At 67.9% G+C, this 15,819-nt stretch carries 16 protein-coding genes; 7 read left to right on the top strand and 9 right to left on the bottom strand.

Going from position 1 to position 15,819, the window contains the following annotated elements:
• Positions 1 to 132: 132 nt before the first annotated feature.
• Positions 133 to 534 carry a helix-turn-helix transcriptional regulator gene (locus tag F0U60_RS04555; protein ID WP_395814400.1) on the top strand — a complete coding sequence of 134 codons (402 nt, stop codon included), beginning with the start codon at positions 133 to 135 and terminating at the stop codon, positions 532 to 534.
• 57 nt (positions 535 to 591) lie between these two features.
• Here the strand turns inward: F0U60_RS04555 and F0U60_RS04560 are convergent, their stop codons facing one another.
• Positions 592 to 1,782 (bottom strand): cysteine desulfurase-like protein, encoded by a 1,191-nt coding sequence (locus tag F0U60_RS04560; protein WP_395814403.1) that lies wholly within the window; start codon positions 1,780 to 1,782, stop codon positions 592 to 594.
• Between the two features lie 55 nt (positions 1,783 to 1,837).
• Positions 1,838 to 2,365: a pyridoxamine 5'-phosphate oxidase family protein gene (locus F0U60_RS04565; RefSeq protein ID WP_395814407.1), complete on the bottom strand. Its 528-nt coding sequence runs from the start codon at positions 2,363 to 2,365 to the stop codon at positions 1,838 to 1,840.
• Positions 2,366 to 2,745: 380 nt separating this feature from the next.
• On the opposite strand from F0U60_RS04565, the gene F0U60_RS04570 reads away from it, so the two are divergent.
• A complete protein-coding gene (locus tag F0U60_RS04570) occupies positions 2,746 to 3,087 on the top strand; it encodes a hypothetical protein (protein ID WP_395814410.1) in 342 nt (113 codons plus the stop codon).
• Between the two features lie 13 nt (positions 3,088 to 3,100).
• On the opposite strand, the gene F0U60_RS04575 is transcribed toward F0U60_RS04570, so the two are convergent.
• Positions 3,101 to 3,529, bottom strand: a complete 429-nt coding sequence (locus F0U60_RS04575; protein WP_395814413.1) for a winged helix-turn-helix transcriptional regulator — start codon at positions 3,527 to 3,529, stop codon at positions 3,101 to 3,103.
• Between the two features lie 132 nt (positions 3,530 to 3,661).
• Between F0U60_RS04575 and F0U60_RS04580 the strand changes: the two genes are divergently transcribed.
• The gene (locus tag F0U60_RS04580) at positions 3,662 to 4,369 is read left to right on the top strand and encodes an NAD(P)H-dependent oxidoreductase (RefSeq protein ID WP_395814416.1); all 708 of its coding nucleotides are present in this window, start codon (positions 3,662 to 3,664) and stop codon (positions 4,367 to 4,369) included.
• Positions 4,370 to 4,385: 16 nt separating this feature from the next.
• Here the strand turns inward: F0U60_RS04580 and F0U60_RS04585 are convergent, their stop codons facing one another.
• The 4 genes from F0U60_RS04585 to F0U60_RS04600 all read right to left on the bottom strand — a co-directional run bounded on the left by F0U60_RS04585 (position 4,386) and on the right by F0U60_RS04600 (position 9,730).
• On the bottom strand, positions 4,386 to 6,287 hold the full coding sequence (locus F0U60_RS04585) for a glycoside hydrolase family 15 protein (protein WP_395814419.1): 1,902 nt from the start codon (positions 6,285 to 6,287) through the stop codon (positions 4,386 to 4,388).
• 195 nt (positions 6,288 to 6,482) lie between these two features.
• Positions 6,483 to 7,169 (bottom strand): amino acid ABC transporter ATP-binding protein, encoded by a 687-nt coding sequence (locus tag F0U60_RS04590; RefSeq protein WP_395814422.1) that lies wholly within the window; start codon positions 7,167 to 7,169, stop codon positions 6,483 to 6,485.
• The gene (locus tag F0U60_RS04595; RefSeq protein WP_395814425.1) at positions 7,166 to 8,623 is read right to left on the bottom strand and encodes an ABC transporter substrate-binding protein/permease; all 1,458 of its coding nucleotides are present in this window, start codon (positions 8,621 to 8,623) and stop codon (positions 7,166 to 7,168) included. Before F0U60_RS04595 ends, F0U60_RS04590 begins: the two co-directional genes overlap by 4 nt.
• A 126-nt stretch (positions 8,624 to 8,749) precedes the next feature.
• Complete coding sequence (locus F0U60_RS04600) at positions 8,750 to 9,730, bottom strand: lysylphosphatidylglycerol synthase transmembrane domain-containing protein (RefSeq protein ID WP_395814429.1); 981 nt, start codon at positions 9,728 to 9,730, stop codon at positions 8,750 to 8,752.
• A 352-nt stretch (positions 9,731 to 10,082) separates the two neighbouring features.
• Between F0U60_RS04600 and F0U60_RS04605 the strand changes: the two genes are divergently transcribed.
• Entirely contained in the window at positions 10,083 to 10,580 is a 498-nt protein-coding gene (locus F0U60_RS04605) for a hypothetical protein (protein ID WP_395814432.1), read from the top strand.
• Positions 10,581 to 10,707: 127 nt separating this feature from the next.
• The gene (locus tag F0U60_RS04610; RefSeq protein ID WP_395814434.1) at positions 10,708 to 11,112 is read left to right on the top strand and encodes a hypothetical protein; all 405 of its coding nucleotides are present in this window, start codon (positions 10,708 to 10,710) and stop codon (positions 11,110 to 11,112) included.
• A 9-nt stretch (positions 11,113 to 11,121) separates the two neighbouring features.
• On the opposite strand, the gene F0U60_RS04615 is transcribed toward F0U60_RS04610, so the two are convergent.
• Positions 11,122 to 11,943 (bottom strand): aldo/keto reductase, encoded by an 822-nt coding sequence (locus tag F0U60_RS04615; protein ID WP_395814437.1) that lies wholly within the window; start codon positions 11,941 to 11,943, stop codon positions 11,122 to 11,124.
• Between the two features lie 86 nt (positions 11,944 to 12,029).
• Here F0U60_RS04615 and F0U60_RS04620 point away from each other — a divergent pair, with 86 nt between their 5' ends.
• Together F0U60_RS04620 and F0U60_RS04625 are read left to right on the top strand one after the other, a co-directional pair.
• The gene (locus tag F0U60_RS04620; RefSeq protein ID WP_395814440.1) at positions 12,030 to 13,232 is read left to right on the top strand and encodes an LA_2272 family surface repeat-containing protein; all 1,203 of its coding nucleotides are present in this window, start codon (positions 12,030 to 12,032) and stop codon (positions 13,230 to 13,232) included.
• Between the two features lie 214 nt (positions 13,233 to 13,446).
• A complete protein-coding gene (locus F0U60_RS04625) occupies positions 13,447 to 13,743 on the top strand; it encodes an alcohol dehydrogenase catalytic domain-containing protein (RefSeq protein ID WP_395814443.1) in 297 nt (98 codons plus the stop codon).
• Positions 13,744 to 13,759: 16 nt separating this feature from the next.
• Here F0U60_RS04625 and F0U60_RS04630 read toward each other — a convergent pair whose 3' ends face one another.
• Entirely contained in the window at positions 13,760 to 15,703 is a 1,944-nt protein-coding gene (locus F0U60_RS04630) for a lamin tail domain-containing protein (RefSeq protein ID WP_395814446.1), read from the bottom strand.
• Positions 15,704 to 15,819: the final 116 nt, after the last annotated feature.

Consider the following 15,819-nt stretch of genomic DNA (forward strand, 5'->3'; position numbering starts at 1 on the left):
AGGTCATGGGAATACACGGCAAGGGGGACCGGAGCGGTGGGGCTTCCGAGTGGGAGGGGATTCCGCAAGTCTCTAGGCGCGGGTTGGCCTCTCGGGTAATGTCCCCCAACGTCTCTTTGGACGTCAGGCACCATGGCATCGAAACGTACCCCTCCCCCCCCTTCGCAGCAGCGCATGGACGACAAGCTGGCTCTGGCCTTGGGAGCGGCGGCGCGTGCCGCCCGGCTGCGCGCGGGGCTCACCCAGGCGGAGGCGGCCGAGAAGGTCGGCCTGGCCCCGGGCGTCTACGGTCGCATCGAGCGCGGAGGAATGATGCCCAGCGTCCCCACGCTGCGCCGTCTGAGCATCGTCCTGAAGATTCCCTCCGACACGCTGCTGAGCCTGAGTCACTCGGAGGTAACGGCCTGGGTGGACTCGCTGCCGCCCCGGGAGGAGCGCTCGCCGGATTTGCGGCGGCTTGCGCGCTCGTTGCGCAACTTGTCCCCAGCTCAGCTCAAGGTGCTCAACATCATCGCCACCGCGCTCACGCGCTGAGTGACGTTGGGAAGGCCAGCCCGACCCGATGGGGCAGGTTGGCCTGTCTCGTGAGATTCAGGGAAGGGCGTCCAGTCCGGCGATGAGCCGGTCGACGTCCTCGGGCGTGTTGTAGTGCAGCAGCGAGACGCGCACCGCGCCCTCGGGCATGAGGCCCAGCCCCTGCATGGCCAGGGTGGCGTAGTAGTGGCCCGCGGCCACGCCGACCTCGCGGTGGGCCAGGTGCTCGGCGACGGCGCGCGGCGCGAGTCCCGGGACGTTGAAGCAGAAGGTGGCTACTCGGCCCCGAGGCTCGGGGATGCCATACAGCCGCACGCGTGGGTGGGTGCGCAGCCGCTCCAGCGTGGACTCCAGCAGCGGACGCTCGAGCGACTCGATGCGACGGAAGGCCTGCTCCAGTCCCGCGCGCCCGGGCTGCCCACCACCGAGCACCTCGCGCACGTAGCGCAACGAGCCCAGCCAGCCGGCGAGGCCCTCGTGGTTGGCGGTGCCGGGCTCGAACTTCTGCGGGCTGTCCTCGGGCACGAACCACAGCTTGTCCGCGGGCAGTCGGGGCAGCAGCTCCCGGCGCACGTACAGGCAGCCCAGGTGGGGACCGAAGACCTTGTAGGGAGAGAACGTCGCGAAGTCCGCGCCCCAGGCCTTCACGTCGGGCAGCAGGTGCGGGCTGGAGTGCACCGCGTCGACGATGAGCCACGCCCCCACGGAGTGGGCGAGCTCGCCGGCGGCGGCCACGTCAGGCGTGGTGCCCACGGAGTTGGCGGCGGCGGTGACGGCGACGAGCCGGGTGCGTGGGGTGAGCAGCGGGCGCAGATCGGCCGGCTCCAGACGCCCCTCGGGCCAGCGCGCGTGCCACACCTTCACCACTGCGCCCTGGGCCTCCAGCCAGCGCCAGGGGCTGGCGTTGGACTCGTGCTCCAGCTCCGAGACGATGATTTCATCTCCGGGCTGGAACAGGCGCGAGAAGGCGCGCGAGAGCTGGAAGGTGAGGGCGGTCGCGCTGGTGCCCAGCATGACCTCCTCGGGCTGACAGTGGAGGAACTCTGCGGTGGCGGCGCGGGCCTGGGCCTTCACCTCGGTGGCGCGCACGGAGGCCGCGTAGGGCTGGCCCACGTTGCAGCTCCCACTGGCGAGGAACTGGGAGAGGGCGTCGATGGTGTGGGTGGGCACCTGAGCCCCGGCGGCGTTGTCGAGGTAGCTGAAACCCGACCGCAGGGCGGGGAAGTGCTCGGCGAAGGAGGAGGTCATGACGCGCCCAGCATAGCGCGAAAGACCTCCACCCACCGGGTGCGGCGGGGCCGCGTCAGTGCAGCGCGGGGCCGGACTCGTCGAGGTTCACCTTCTCGTTCTCACCCGGGCGGAACTGCTCGCCGGTGATGACGCTCTTCACGAAGCCCACGAGCTGCACCATGCGCTTGTTGGGCGTGTCCCAGTACTCGGCCTTGTTCACCGTCACGCACAGCAGCGCGAGCTCGGGGTCATCCACACCCAGGGGGAACCAGGCCTTGAGGGTGGGGTTCCACAGCTCGCGGGCCTTCTCCTTATCGAGCACCAGCCGCGCCATGCCGCTCACCGACACGTAGCGATCCTTGCCGGGCTCCGAATAGGAGAGGTTGACGTGGTGGTCTCGCTCCACCTCATCCACCTTGGGAGAGTGTTCGCGGGTGAAGAACCACAGCTCCCCGTCAAAGTCCCGATCGTGCGTCCACATGGGACGGCTGCGCAGGGTGCCGTCCTCCTCCACCGTCGTCATCATCGCGACCTTGATGCCGTGGATGAGCTCGCTCAGATGCGCGATGGGATCCTTCTTCTCCGTCTTCTTCGTGGCCATGCCTTCCTCCCGACCCTTCACGGTAAGCAGGGGGCTCGGGCGTGGCACGTGCGCGGACGCCGCTCCCTCGTCCGCCCGCTCGGAAAGGGCGATGCCGTGTCCTTCGTTCACGTGGAGACATTTGTGTGTTGCTTCCAAAGCAACACACTGAACCTCTGTATTCTGTCTGGGAGGGCCGTTCTCAGACTCTGAGAGTGGTCGTCTTCAACGGTGAGAGGCGTTACAGGATTGCACCTGTACGCAGAGTATTGGAGGCCTCTTTCTTGTCGTGGTGTCACGCCACTTCTCTCTCTGCGTGACTGTGCAGCCGCATCTTCGCCATGTACCGTGTGACAGTCTGTTCTTCGCGGCTCCGGCCGCAATCTCGGACAGGGGGCTGTATGGCTGGCATCCTCGGTATGGAGGGCCTGTCCACGGCGCAAGTCGAGGATGAGCTGCGCCGCGGCGGCAGGTTCGTGGTCTTCGAGTACTGCGTCTCATTCTTCGTCACGACCACGAAACGCTCGTCGGACGTGTACTTCGTACGGGCCGGACAGGGCACGTTCATCTTGAGTCTGGGCTACACCCTGCTCTCGCTGTTCCTCGGGTGGTGGGGGCTGCCCTGGGGCTTCATCTACACGCCCCGGTGCCTCGCCACGAACCTGCAGGGTGGCAAGGACGTCACGGAGCTGGTGGTGCTCTCGCTGCTGGCGCCCCGGTACGATCCAAGCCTGGGGTATTAGTCCGCCAGTAGCGTCATCCCGGGGAAGCTGCCCGGCGACGTCCAGGGGCTACGGGCTGCCTCGTACGAGGTGGCGGGAGCTGTGTCTCTCGCTCTTCACCCGCATCCGCCCGCAGGTGCTGCTCATGGCGGCGGCCCCACTCGAGCATGAGGCGGATGATGGGCCCGAGGCTCTTACCGAACTCGGTGAGGGAGTACTCCACCTTGGGTGGCACCTGGGGGTAGACCTCACGGTGAACCACGCCGTCCGCCTCGAGCTCGCGCAACTGGTTGGTGAGCATCTGCAGGGTGATCCGCGGCATGAGCCGCCGGAACTCGCCGAAGCGCAGCGTCTCCTCCTTGAGCAGGTAGTAGAGGATGACGCCCTTCCACTTCCCACCGATGACATCCAGGGTCAGCTCCACCGGACACTCGAAGTCCGAGGGCTCGCGCTGTTTCTTCATGCGGCACCCATACTCTGTTTTTAATGACTATATACGAAAATCATGAGTACTTGAACGAACGCGAGCGCAAGCCGATAAACAGGACCTTCACTGGCACCGCCTGACCGGGCGTGTGTCTGCTGGGAGGTCCTCATGAATGTCTTCATCGTGCACGCGCACCCGGAGCCGAAGAGCTTCAATGGCGCGCTCACCCGTCACGCCCAGAGTGTGCTGACCGCGCAGGGGCACCAGGTCGTGGTGTCCGATCTCTACGCCATGGGGTGGGACCCCGTGTCGGATCGCCGCAACTTCGTGACGAGCAAGGATCCGACCTTCTTCAAGCAGCAGCAGGAGGAGCTGCACGCCCGGGAGGGCGGGGGCTTCACTCCGGCCATCAAGACCGAGCTGGAGAAGCTCCTGCGGTGCGATGTGCTCATCTTCCAATTCCCGCTCTGGTGGTTCTCCTTCCCGGCCATCCTCAAGGGCTGGGTGGACCGGGTATTCGCCATGGGGACCATCTACGGTGGAGGCCAGTGGTTCGACGCCGGGAAGCTGCGGGGGAAACGGGCCATGCTCTCGTTGACCACGGGAGGCTCGGAGTCCATCTTCTCCGAGGTCGGGTTGTTCGGCTCCCTGGACCAACTGCTCCTCCCCATCCACTACGGCATCCTGCGTTTCACGGGGTTCGACGTCCTGCCCCCGTTCGTGGCCTGGAGCGCCGCCCACGTCGGGGACGAGGGGCGGGCCCGCTACCTCGAGCAGTATGGCCAGCGGCTCGTCTCGCTCGGTACGACGGAGCCGCTGCGTTTCCTTCCGCTCTCGGAGTACGACCCGGTGACGTTCACCCGCAGGCAGGGCTGAGCGCGGGGGGGTGAGGCTAGTGCGCGGCCTCCCACGAGAAGTGGGACATGAACATGGAGCGCCGGCCGAGGTGGTAGGTGAGCGCGAAGTCCGCGTAGTCGTACGCGCCCGGCCGCGGGAGCTGGAAGCTGCGGCCCGCGGAGAGCTGCGCGCACGAGGCGACCAGCGCCATGTGCGTGAAGGCCTGCGGGAAGTTGCCTAGCGCCTCGCCCGTGCCCGGCACTGCCTCCTCCGCGTAGAGGCCCACGTCGTTGGACAGGCTCAACAGGTGCCGCAGCAGATCCTCCGCCTCTCCCGTCCTGCCCGAGTGCACCAGCACGTCGTGCAGCCAGAAGGAGCACAGGAGGAAGGTGCCCTCGCCGCCGCTCAGGCCGTCCGGCGCGTGGTAGCGGAAGAGCAGCCCGTCCTTCTCCAGCCGCGTGCGCATCTCCTTCACCGTGCGGCTCACCAGCGGGTGGGCCGAGGGGAGGAAGCCCAACGCCGGGAGCTGCAGCACCGAGGCGTCCGGTATGTCCGTGCCCACCGACTGGGAGAACCACCCGATGCGCGCGCCCTCCTTCAGGAGGTACTCGCGCAGCAACGCGCGCTCGCGTGCCCAGCGCCCCACGGGGGCGGGGAGCCGCCGCGTTCGCGCGATGCGGATGGCCCTGTCCAACGCCACCCAACACAGCAGCTTCGAGTGGATGAAGTGCCGGGGCTCGTCCCGGACTTCCCACAGGCCCTGGTCCGGCTGGCGCCAGCGCACGCACACGTCATCCACCAGCCCGCGCAGGAAGTCCCAGTGCCGCTGTGACATCCTTCCGCCCATCTTCGAGAAGAGCCACGCTCCCTCCAGCAGCTCTCCGAAGACGTCGAGCTGGAGCTGCTTCACCGCTCCATTGCCGGCCCGCACGGGCCGCGAGCCCTGGTGGCCTTCCAGGTGGGGCAGCTCCACCTCGGGCAGATGGCGGTGGCCGCGGATGCTGTACATGATTTGAACGTCCTCGGCCCGGCCCGCGCTGGTGCGCTCCAGCCAGCGCTGGAAGGCGAGTGTCTCCTCCTGGTAGCCCAGGAGCATCAGCGAGATGAGCGTGAGCGTCGTGTCCCGCAGCCAGGTGTAGCGGTAGTCCCAGTTGCGTACGCCGCCCAGCTCTTCGGGGAGGGACGTGGTGGGGGCGGCCACGATGGCTCCCGAGGGCGCGTACGTGAGCGCCTTGAGCACCAGCGCCGAGCGGCGCACCTCGCGCGTGTACTCGCCCTCGTAGGCGCAGTGGGAGATCCAATCGCGCCAGAAGTACACCGTGTCCTCCAGCCGTCGGCGCAGCGTGGCCAGGTCCGGCATCTCCGCCGGGGTGCGCTCGACGAGCGAGGGAGTCCACGCAGCCTCCACCCAGACCTCATCCCCGGCACGCATGCGCCAGCGCGCGCGCAAGGCGTTGTCGTGCGCCGTCAGCGGGCGCGTGGCCGTCACCCACAGCGCGTCCGCACCCCCCACCAGCTCGGCTGTCTGGGGTGAGGTGAGGCGGATGCGTGGCACGAAGGCCCCGTACTCGAAGCGCGGAGCCAGCACCAGGCGCGCATGTACCTCTCCACTCGTGCAGCGCAGCCGTCGCAGCAACGAGTGCCGTGTTCCCACGCGGGAGCTGCGAGCCAGGCCGGTGCGGATGGGCATGCAGTCCGTCACCTCCAGCACGCCGGTGGGGGTGGTGAAGGTGGTGATGAGCACGTTGGTATCGTCGATGTACCGGCGCTTGGACTGGAAGGGGCCGTCGGGGCTCACGCGGAAGGAGCCGCCGCGTTGCACGTCGAGGATGCGGCAGAACACCGAAGCCGAGTCGAAGCGAGGGAAGCAGGCCCAGTCGATAGAGCCATCACGGCCCACCAGGGCCGCCGAGTGGCAGTCACCCAGCAGGGCGTAGTCGTCGATCCGCTGCCTCATGAAATCTCCCGGAGGCCGCAAGCTTTGGGGCCTCTTCCGTCATTGAGTACGGGAGGACGACGTTGCAACCACGCCCGTGACGCGGTCGGCTCAGGTGTGCCTCGTCCCCAGGCAGGAGACCGTGCGCAGCGCACAACACTCCCTCTCCCTCTGGGAGAGGGCCGGGGTGAGGGTAACCGTCACCGTCTTCCCACCTCAGTCAGTGTGGACCTGAGCGAGCAGCCGACGAGTCGCCTCATGTCGGGGCGAATCCAGCACCTGCGCTGGAGGGCCCTGTTCAACGAGATGACCATGGTCCAGCACCATGACGTGCTCGGCGGCTCGTGCGAGCTGCACATCATGCGTCACCACGAGCTGAGTCATTCCCAGCGAGCCCACCCGGCGCAGGGCCTCCATCACTTCACGACGCAGCGATGGATCCAACGCACTCGTCGGCTCGTCATACAGGAGCACTGCGGGCTCCATGGCCAGAGCGCGAGCGATGGCCACGCGTTGCCGCTGACCGCCCGAGAGCATCTCCGGGTAGGCATCCAGCCGCTGCCCCAGCCCCAGCTCCACGAGGAGCAGACGGGCCCTTGCCTCCGCCTCCTCCTGAGAGCGCTTGGCCACCAGCCGCTGAGCCAGCGTGCAGTTACCCAGCGCGGTGAGATGGGGAAACAACTCAAAGGACTGAAACACGAGCCCCGCCTGCCCGCCCAGGTGGATGGAGCCCGAGTCCAGCCGCTCCAGGCCCACGATGCAGCGCAGCAGCGTGGACTTCCCGGAGCCGCTCGGCCCAAGGATGGCCGCCAGCTGACCTGTCTCCAGCGTGAAGGACACACCGTCCAGGGTGGCCGAGGCCGCGCCGGGGAAGCGCTTGCGCACATCCTCGACGCGGATCATCGCGGCACCCCCTTGAGGTGCCGTCCGAGCCGGGCTTCCACGGTACGCGCCAGGTGAGCGAAGGGCAGGCCGAGCAGCAAGTAGATGAGGGCCACCAGGAGCCCGAGGCCTAGATGGTCGCGCATGGCGTTGGCCAGGTTGAGGTAGGTGCGCGTGAGCTCGGTGAGCGTCACCAGCGACACGAGCGAGCTGTCTTTCAGCAGCGCGATGAAGTCATTCGTCATCGGCGGCAGGGAGATGCGCACGGCCTGTGGCATCACCACGTGGCGCAGCGTCTGCCACCGCGAGAGTCCGAGCACCTTCGCCGCCTCGTGCTGGCCGGCGGGTACGCTGGACAACCCGGCCCGGTAGTTCTCCGCCTCGGCCGCCGCGTAGTTGAGCCCCAGCGTCAGCACACCTGCTGTCAGGGGCTCCAGGTTCAGGCCGAGCTGGGGCAGCCCGAAGTACACCAGCGTGAGCTGCACCAGCAGGGGTGTGCCACGCACCACCTCGATATAGGCCATGGCCAGCCAGCGCAGGGGGCTGGGGCCGTAGACGCGCGTCACCGCCAGCACCACGCCCGCCACTACCGCCAGCGCCATGGACAGCAGGGACACGCCCAACGTCATCAGCGCCCCGCGCGCGAACAGCACCAGCGTGCTCGGGTAGCGGTCCCTCACCCGCTCGAGGAAGGGGGGCATCTTCCCCACCGAGGCGCGCCATGCCTCGTACTGCTCCGGTACGCCCCGGGGGCTCGGGTTCGGGTCGCCCAGCAGCGCCGCCGTCTCCGCGGTCCATAGGCCCCACCGCTCGTAGAGGGTCCGCAGCGTGCCCTCGCGCTGCAGCTCCTCCAAGGCCGAGTCGATGGCCCGGCGCAGCTCCTCCTCGCCCTTGCGCACGGCCACCGCGTACCGCACCTCGCCGAAGGTGCCCGGCACCACCTCCAGCTCTGGGTCGATGGCGCCGTAGTAGCGGGTGATGGGCTCGTCCAGCAGCACCGCGTCCGTGCGGCCCAGCTTCAGGTCCGCGTAGATTTCGTCCTGGCCGCCCTCATACGTCTTCACCAGGGCACCCTCTCGGCGGAGGATGCGCTCGGCCAGCGAGCCGGGCAGGGTTCCCACCGGACGCCCCTTCACCTGGGCCAACGAGTGGGGCGCGCGAGCGTCTCCCCGGCGGACCGTGAGCCGCTCGGCGGCGGTGTAATAGGGACGTGAGAGGTCGCAGACGCGCTTCTTCTCCTCGGCCACCTCAATGCCGTTGAGCGCCACGTCGAAGTCGCCGCGCGCCAGCAACTCCAGCAGGGTGTCCCAGGGTCCGAGCACGGGCCGTGCGCGTACGCCCAACTTTCTGGCGATCGCCTCGGCCAGGTCCACCTCGAAGCCGACGAGGCGGTTGGGGTCCATGGGGTCCTGAAAGACGTAGGGGGCGCCGCCCTGCGCGTCGGCACCCCACAACAACTCCCCGCGGGCCTTCACCGCCGCGAGCCCCTCGGGCTCGGGGGAGGGGGGCTCCTGCGCGAAGCCGGGCAGACAGAAGAGGACGAGGCCGAGGAACAGGGCTCTGATCAGTGCGGGCTCCCTCCAGGAACGGGGGGCGCGAGTCTAATCACCTTTCGGCGCGTCCGTCTTCCACACCATCGGCGTGAGCGAGCCCACCAGCACGAAGAGCACCTGCACCACATGCGCGAGCAGGGCGATGGAGACGGCCTTGGCCACGGTGGTGCCGAAGAGCTGCGCGGACAGCGCGAAGGCCCCGTCGCTCACACCGAACTGCCCCGGCACCAGCGTGCCCACCGCCAGCGCCACCATGTTGAGCCCCTGGGCGACGAGCGCCTGCAACGTGTTGGTGTCGATGCCCACCGCCACCGCGAGGGTGCCGTACTGCACCACCTGCAGCGCGCGGCCGAGGAAGGTGGCCACGATGGGCCGGGCGGGGAGCAGTCCGTCGCAGCGAGCCGAGTCCTGGAAGGTCTCCGTGTGCGTGGCGATGCGGTGGAAGCGGCGCTTCAACCAGGCCCCGATCCTTTGCGCTCGCATGCCCGCGCGCATTCCCATGCCCACGAGCACCAGCGCCACCGTGTGTACTCCGAGCGCCAATGTGAGCCACGAACTTCCCGTCAACAGGTACGCCGCGAGCGCGCACGGAATGGAGATGAGGCCACCTGACACCAGCGAGGCCGCCTGCGACGTGGCCGCCGCCGCCGCCGCCGTGGCACCTCCCGTGTAGCGGCTGACCAGTGCGGCCTTCATCGCCTCACCCGCGGTCCGCCCCGCGGGCGCCAGGGTGGACACCGGGGTGCTGATGAGTTGCGCGCGGAGCATGGCGCGGAAGGGAACCTCTTGGGCCCTGCTGCCGTACGCCACCCACGTGCCCACCGCGTCCAGTGCGAGACGCGCCGCCTCGAGCAGGAGCACCAGGGGCAGCCAGGGGGCCGCTCGGGACAGGACCTTCCCCAACTCCTCGGTCCCTACGTCCCGCACGAGCAGAACGAGCACGCCCAGGCCCACCACCGCGAACGCCGGGCGTAGCACCGCCAGCATCCTCGCCCGCGTAGGCTTGCGTATCTGCAGGGGGATGCTCACGGTGGGCACGCTTCCCGTGGCTCGCGTTAGGGGAATTCCCGGGGGCCCATTCAGGCTCAGTTCCTGTCGCTCGCTGCCCACCATCCGCCTCCTTGCCGCCGTGTGAGCGGCGGTGTCCGTGAAGGTGGGCAGTGCCCCGCCATATGGCGAGCATGAGCGCTGCTCGCTCCGTTGGCTGCCGGCAAGCGCGTGGGCGCGCGTTCACGGGCGGACACGAGCGTTGTACCGGAGTCCAGGAAAGGAACCCTCCCTTGTGCGTTACAGGCAGGGCCCCCCCTGGAGAAGGAACGTGATAGGGGGCGTCCCCGGGTTTGGATTGCGGGCCGGACATGGCCCGAGGAGATGGAAGGCGATGCTGAAGACGGCGATGAACGATTGGGCCCTGAAGGCAATCCAGCTGGAGACGGCGCTGATGGCGCTGGACGAGGTGGGCCTGCCCGCGAACATGAAGGGCCTCCAGGACAAGGCCGAGCAGGCCATGCGGGACCTGGTGCGGGGTTGGCTCGCGCAGAAGCCCAAGGCCGACGAGCGCAAGTGGAAGGTGGAGCCGGCGAAGGAGGGAGGCACGCCTCAGGACGAGGAGCTCGCCGAGGTGGTGTCCGAGATGAAGGAGGACGGCGTGGAGTGGAGCGTCTACCGGGCCACCAGCGACAAGGGGGAAACGGTGGAGACGCTCGTCTCGGGCGACCGTGCGTGGATGGCGGCCGGTGGCGAGTACTACGTGGGCCAGTGGGACGAGGAGACGCAGCAGCTCGATGTGGGCCGTGACGACGAGGAGGGCGAGCTGGGCACCGGCCTCATCCTCACGCTCAAGGGCGAGCTCGTCTACGAGTCCCAGCTCGAAGACTGAGCACCGGCTCGTGCGCGGCTACAGGGGCTCTTGTAGCCGCTATCTCCTTGAAAAAACGGGAAAGCATGATTCATACTTCAAGTGAGCCTGGAGGAATGATCCATCCAGGAGCCTTGGAGTCGAGCCGATGAAGACGCTTCGCTTGTCCCTGATGGCGCTGTGCACTCTGTCGCTGGTTGCGTGTGGCAGGAGCGACCCGAGCCTCGACACGGATTCCTCCGAGGTGGCTCCCGAGGAGGCGGCTGGAGAGCCGGGAGTGCACGTGATGGCCACGTGCTATGCGTACCTGCTGGATAGCACCAACTTCGCAGCGCCGGCGCTCAACCCCTTTCCGGTGACGGGGGTCGTGGGCCAGTGCATCAACCTTCCGGCGGCCTCGGACAACCTGACGTCCTCCTTCCGCCTCGCCAACTGTGGGACGATCTTCTACGACGGTGCCAACTGCACGGGAGCCTCCTTCGCGGCGCCGACCAGCAGCCCCACGATGCCTCCCGGCTTCGACAACGTCACCACCTCGCTGCGCTTCTACTGAGTCGCGCGGCTACAGGCCGAGGAACTCCACCATGCGGGCCCGCGTCTTCGTATCAGGCAGGCGCCCGGTGCCCGCGCGGAGGTTGTCCTCGAGGTGGCGCGGGTTGCTGGTGGCGGGAATGGGACACGTCACCGCCGGGTGTCCCAGGATGTACTTGAGGAAGAACTCCGCCCAGCTCTTGCAGTCGAAGTCGGCGGCCCAGGGCGGCAGCGACTTGCCCTTCACCCGCCGGAAGAGCTCCCCGCTCTCGAAGGGGCGCATGACCAGTACCGCGGTGCCGTGCTCGGCGGCCGCGGGTAGCAGCCGCTGCTCCGCGTCGCGCATCGCGATGGAGTAGGGCAGCTGAACGAAATCCAGCGACTCCTCGCGGATGAGCTTCTCTAGGTCGTCGAAGGCGCTGCGCAGGTAGTGGGTGACGCCGAGGTAGCGGATGCGCCCGGCCTTCTTCCACTCGCGCAGGGTGGCCAGGTGCGTGCGCACGTCCACGAGGTTGTGCACCTGCATCAAGTCCAACTGCCCGTGGCCCATCTTGCGCAGCGAGTCGCGCATCTGCTCCACGCCGGCCTCGCGGCCACTGGTCCACACCTTGGTGGCCAGGAAGGGCGTGCGCTCCTCGCCGAGCTCCCGGAGCAGGTCCCCCACCACGGTCTCGGCGCGGCCGTACATGGGAGAGGAGTCGATGACCCGGGCGCCGGCTGCGAGGAAACGCTTCAGCACCTCTTTCTGGTCTTTTCGGTCGCCGGGGGAAGGCCCCACGTCGAATGTCTGCCAGGTCCCGAGCCCGATGACGGGCAGCTTCTCACCGCTCTTCGGAATGGTGCGCGTCAGCATGCACCCGAAAGTAGCAGGTGACAGTTCCGCGTCACCCCGGTGTTCCAGTCGCCGAAAGGTTCATGACGAAAAAAGAGGGTTACGCGATGAAGCGCTCGGTCTCGGTGTGTGCAGGTGTCATGGCGGCGATGGTGTCGTTCTCGGCGGGTGCTCAGGAGTCGGCTCCCGAGGCTCCGCTGCCCGCTCCGGCCGAGGCCGCCCAGTCTGTTCCGGTGCAGCCCGTGCAGGAGGTCTACAAGCCCGTGAACCTCTCCATCCTGGGGGGGCTCAGCACCAATGGGTTCTCGAGCGGCAATGTGGTGAACAGCCTCTCGCTCGGCCTGCTCACCACGAATGCGGGGCGGGTGGACGGCCTGGCCATGGCCATGGTGGGCAACTGGATGGACCGGGAGTCGAGCGGGGCCGCGCTGGCGATGGGCGCCAACTACGCCGGCCAGGTGAGGGGCGCGCAGATGGCGCTGGGCGTGAACGTGGCGGGTGGCTCCATGCGGGGCTGGCAGGCGTCGCTGGCCGCCAACGTGGTTGCTGGGGAGATGGTGGGCGCGCAGCTCTCCACGGGTGTCAACATCGCGGCGGGAGAGACCCGGGGTCTTCAGGCTGCGGTGGGACTCAACATCGCCCCGGACATGGTGGGCGTGCAGACGTCGTCGGGCCTGAGCATCGCGAGCCGTCTCGAGGGTGCCCAGATCTCCATCCTCAACATCGGCGGGGACGTGAGCGGCGCGCAGGTGGGCATCGTCAACATCGCGCGGCGGATGAAGGGGTTGCAGCTCGGCATCCTCAACGTGGCGGGTGAGGCGGAGGGCGTCAACCTCGGCGTGTTGAGCATCGTGGGCAACGGCCAGCACCACGTGCAGGCCTGGGTGAGCGAGATGGCCATGGCGAACGTGGCGCTGAAGTTCGGCGGCAAGTACTTCCACACGCTGCTGACCGTGGGCATGCGGCCCCCCCTCGATGGCGAGCCGCGCCTCTGGTCGTCGGGCATCGGCTTCGGCGGCCACATCCCCGTTGGTTTCTTCTTCTTCGACCTGGACGCGTTGGCCAGCTCCCTGCACGAGGGCGCGTTCATCGACTCCAGCCACAACCTGCTGGGCCAGCTGCGCCTGGTGGCCGGCTTCCAGCCGTTCAAGCACTTCGCCATCTTCGGTGGCGTGACGGCCAACACCCTCGTCACCTGGGAGGGCGAGGCGCCGTCGGGGACGGACCGCTTCAAGCAGGGTCGGGTCTTCTACTCGGATGACGTCCGCGTGCAGGTGTGGCCGGGGCTGGTCGCCGGCATTCAGATCTGAGCCGCAAGAGGCACTTCGAGCGCCTCTCCTCCTGGCGGCTCGACGGCCGGGCATCCCTCAAGGGGGGGTGGTGCCCGGCTGGAACGTACCTAGGTTCTAGATGCGTGCCCGGCACGGACGAGAGTGGGTTTCCGGTGCGGGACGGGGTGGGTGCCGGATGGTGGGTGTGGGGCTGGTGAGCCCGTGCCGGACGCGCTCCTCTTGGTGAGCCCCCATGCGTGCCATGGTGCTCCACGCTCCAGGTCAGCTGCTCCAGTTGGAGGAGCGGCAGGTTCCTGAGCCGGGTCCCGAGCAACTCCTACTGAAAGTGCATGCGTGCGCGGTGTGCCGCACGGACCTGCACGTGATGGACGGAGAGCTGACGCGCCCCCGGTTGCCGCTGGTGCTGGGGCACGAAATCGTCGGCACGGTGGTGAAGGCAGGTGAGCGGGCGCGCATTCTCGGGCCGGGCACGAGGGTGGGGGTGCCATGGCTGGGATGGAGTGACGGCACCTGTCGGTGTTGGACATGAGCGCCACAGGGATGGGCTAGAAGCCGACGCCACTCACGCGTGTACCCGGTGATGCGCTCCGCGACGAGAGGCTCGTGTGGAGCACGAAGCTTCCCGTGGCGCTCGCGTCGGGGCTGCGGTTCATCGACACGCCGTCCTGGCCGGCCAGCGCGCTCGTGTAGGTGACCGTGTCGATGGTCGTCGCGGCCTTGGCGGAAGAAGTCTTCACCGTCACCGTGTCGCCGCCGTTGTTGAGGCTGAGCGTGCCGGTGGATGCAACCACGGCGTTGGTCGTCCCGGCGGGAATCCCGCTCGAGCCGCCGAACACCACGATGGCCTTGCCCGCGCCGAGCACCGTCCCCGCGGCGAAGGTGTGCCGCACGGACGTCGCGTCCGACAGGGTCCAACCACTGATGTCGATGGACGCGCCGCCCACGTTCACCAGCTCCACGAACTCGCTGTCCGTGGCGCTGCCGGGCTCGTTGGCCAGGATCTCATTGAGGATGACCTTCGCCGGGCTGTTGACCATGTTGATGGTGAAGGGGCCATCGCTCATGTCCCAGTCCGTGCCGAAGGCGTCCTTCACGCGCACCCGGGCCGCCGTGCTGGCCGTGCTCGGGACTGTCCACGCATAGCTGCCCGTGGACGCGGCCACGCTGCTGGCAATCACTGTCCACGTGGTGCCGTTGTCGAGCGAGTACTCCAGCTTCACGTTGGAGATGTCCCGGGCCGTCCAGGTGATGTTCTGCGCCCGGCCCCCCGCCCAGCTCTCGCCACCGTTGGGCCGGGTGACGGTGATGCCCGGCGCGGGCGTGCGCGTGGAGGCACTGCTCGCGGTGGACTCGTTGCCTGCCGCGTCCACGGCCGTCACCAGGTACGCGTACGTGGTGCCGGGCGTCAGGCCCAGGTCCGCGAAGCCCGGGGTGCTCGTGGTGCCTGCTGACGTGAAGGTGCCGCCGTTGATGCTCCGATACACCCGGTATCCCGTCACCTTCACGTTGTCCGTGGAGGCATTCCAGGACAGGTCGATCTCCGTAGAGGACACGGCGCTGGCCACCAGCGCACCAGGCGCGGAAGGCGGCTGAAGGTCCGGGCCCTTCGAGGCGTACGAGACGTTCACGGTGCCCTGCTTCACCACGAAGGTGCTTCCATCCGCGGAGCTCAGCTCGATGTGACCCCGAACCTTGTTCGTGGCCGGATCCTCCGTCAGCCAGATGTCCGAGGCGCGCGCCGTCAGTCGATCCAAGCACTCCTGCGTCGGGTGGCCGTAGGTGTTGTCCTTGCCCACGGAGATGAAGGACACCGTGGGCTTCGTCGCGTCCAGGAACGAGTCGTTGGACGAGCTGCGCGAGCCGTGGTGGTGCACCTTGTACAGCTCGAGCTCTCCCACGTCATTGAGGAGGGTGGACTCAATGTCCGGGCTGCCAGTGAGGTCGCCTCCCACCAGGGCGTCGAACTCGCCATACGACACCTTCACCGCCACGGACTTGGCGTTCTCATCCGCGCTGGAGATGCCGTTGCCGTTGGCTGCCACGACGGTGAGCGTCACCTCGCCGCAGAGCGAGAAGGTCTGTCCCCGAATCGCCGTGAAGCGCCGACCGTTGAAGTGGCTGACGTAGTCGTCATACGTGGCTGAGTCGTACCTGCCCCCGTGGTCGTACACCGCATCGATGGAGACCGCGTCCGTCCCTACGTCTACTTCGTCGATGCCGCCCATGTGGTCGGCATGCATGTGCGAGACGAAGACCATGTCGATGTTCGTCACCCCCAACGACTTCAGGTAGGCCTTGATGGTGGCCCCCGAGCCCGTGGGGCCGCCGTCGAACAGCGCCACGCAGCCCCCCGGCGCGATGAGCACCGCCGCGTCCCCCTGTCCGATGTCCAGGGTGGTGAAGCGCAGGCCCTGCGACCAGGCCAGGGTGGGCAATAAGGCGGTCAGCAGCAGCAGGGAACGGACGCGGGTCAGCGGGTGGGTGAGCATGGGCTCGCCTCCTGGGACAGGGACATCCGTCGTTATCTCAATCCTTGGGAATCCAGCAAGGCGGTAGGATTCGATTTAACTGGAAATTCAAATTGCCTGGGAGTCTGGCTTCCTTT

The sequence above is a fragment of the Archangium minus genome, assembly GCF_044360475.1.
Classification (GTDB): Bacteria; Myxococcota; Myxococcia; order Myxococcales; family Myxococcaceae; genus Archangium; species Archangium minus.

Coding starts and splice junctions, on each gene's coding strand:
- F0U60_RS04565 (WP_395814407.1), bottom strand. CDS start 2,365: ATGGCCACGAAGAAGACGGAGAAGAAGGATCCCATCGCGCATCTGAGC.
- F0U60_RS04615 (WP_395814437.1), bottom strand. CDS start 11,943: ATGCTGACGCGCACCATTCCGAAGAGCGGTGAGAAGCTGCCCGTCATC.
- F0U60_RS04590 (WP_395814422.1), bottom strand. CDS start 7,169: ATGATCCGCGTCGAGGATGTGCGCAAGCGCTTCCCCGGCGCGGCCTCG.
- F0U60_RS04585 (WP_395814419.1), bottom strand. CDS start 6,287: ATGAGGCAGCGGATCGACGACTACGCCCTGCTGGGTGACTGCCACTCG.
- F0U60_RS04630 (WP_395814446.1), bottom strand. CDS start 15,703: ATGCTCACCCACCCGCTGACCCGCGTCCGTTCCCTGCTGCTGCTGACC.
- F0U60_RS04620 (WP_395814440.1), top strand. CDS start 12,030: ATGAAGCGCTCGGTCTCGGTGTGTGCAGGTGTCATGGCGGCGATGGTG.
- F0U60_RS04610 (WP_395814434.1), top strand. CDS start 10,708: ATGAAGACGCTTCGCTTGTCCCTGATGGCGCTGTGCACTCTGTCGCTG.
- F0U60_RS04625 (WP_395814443.1), top strand. CDS start 13,447: ATGCGTGCCATGGTGCTCCACGCTCCAGGTCAGCTGCTCCAGTTGGAG.
- F0U60_RS04560 (WP_395814403.1), bottom strand. CDS start 1,782: ATGACCTCCTCCTTCGCCGAGCACTTCCCCGCCCTGCGGTCGGGTTTC.
- F0U60_RS04575 (WP_395814413.1), bottom strand. CDS start 3,529: ATGAAGAAACAGCGCGAGCCCTCGGACTTCGAGTGTCCGGTGGAGCTG.
- F0U60_RS04580 (WP_395814416.1), top strand. CDS start 3,662: ATGAATGTCTTCATCGTGCACGCGCACCCGGAGCCGAAGAGCTTCAAT.
- F0U60_RS04570 (WP_395814410.1), top strand. CDS start 2,746: ATGGCTGGCATCCTCGGTATGGAGGGCCTGTCCACGGCGCAAGTCGAG.
- F0U60_RS04605 (WP_395814432.1), top strand. CDS start 10,083: ATGCTGAAGACGGCGATGAACGATTGGGCCCTGAAGGCAATCCAGCTG.
- F0U60_RS04555 (WP_395814400.1), top strand. CDS start 133: ATGGCATCGAAACGTACCCCTCCCCCCCCTTCGCAGCAGCGCATGGAC.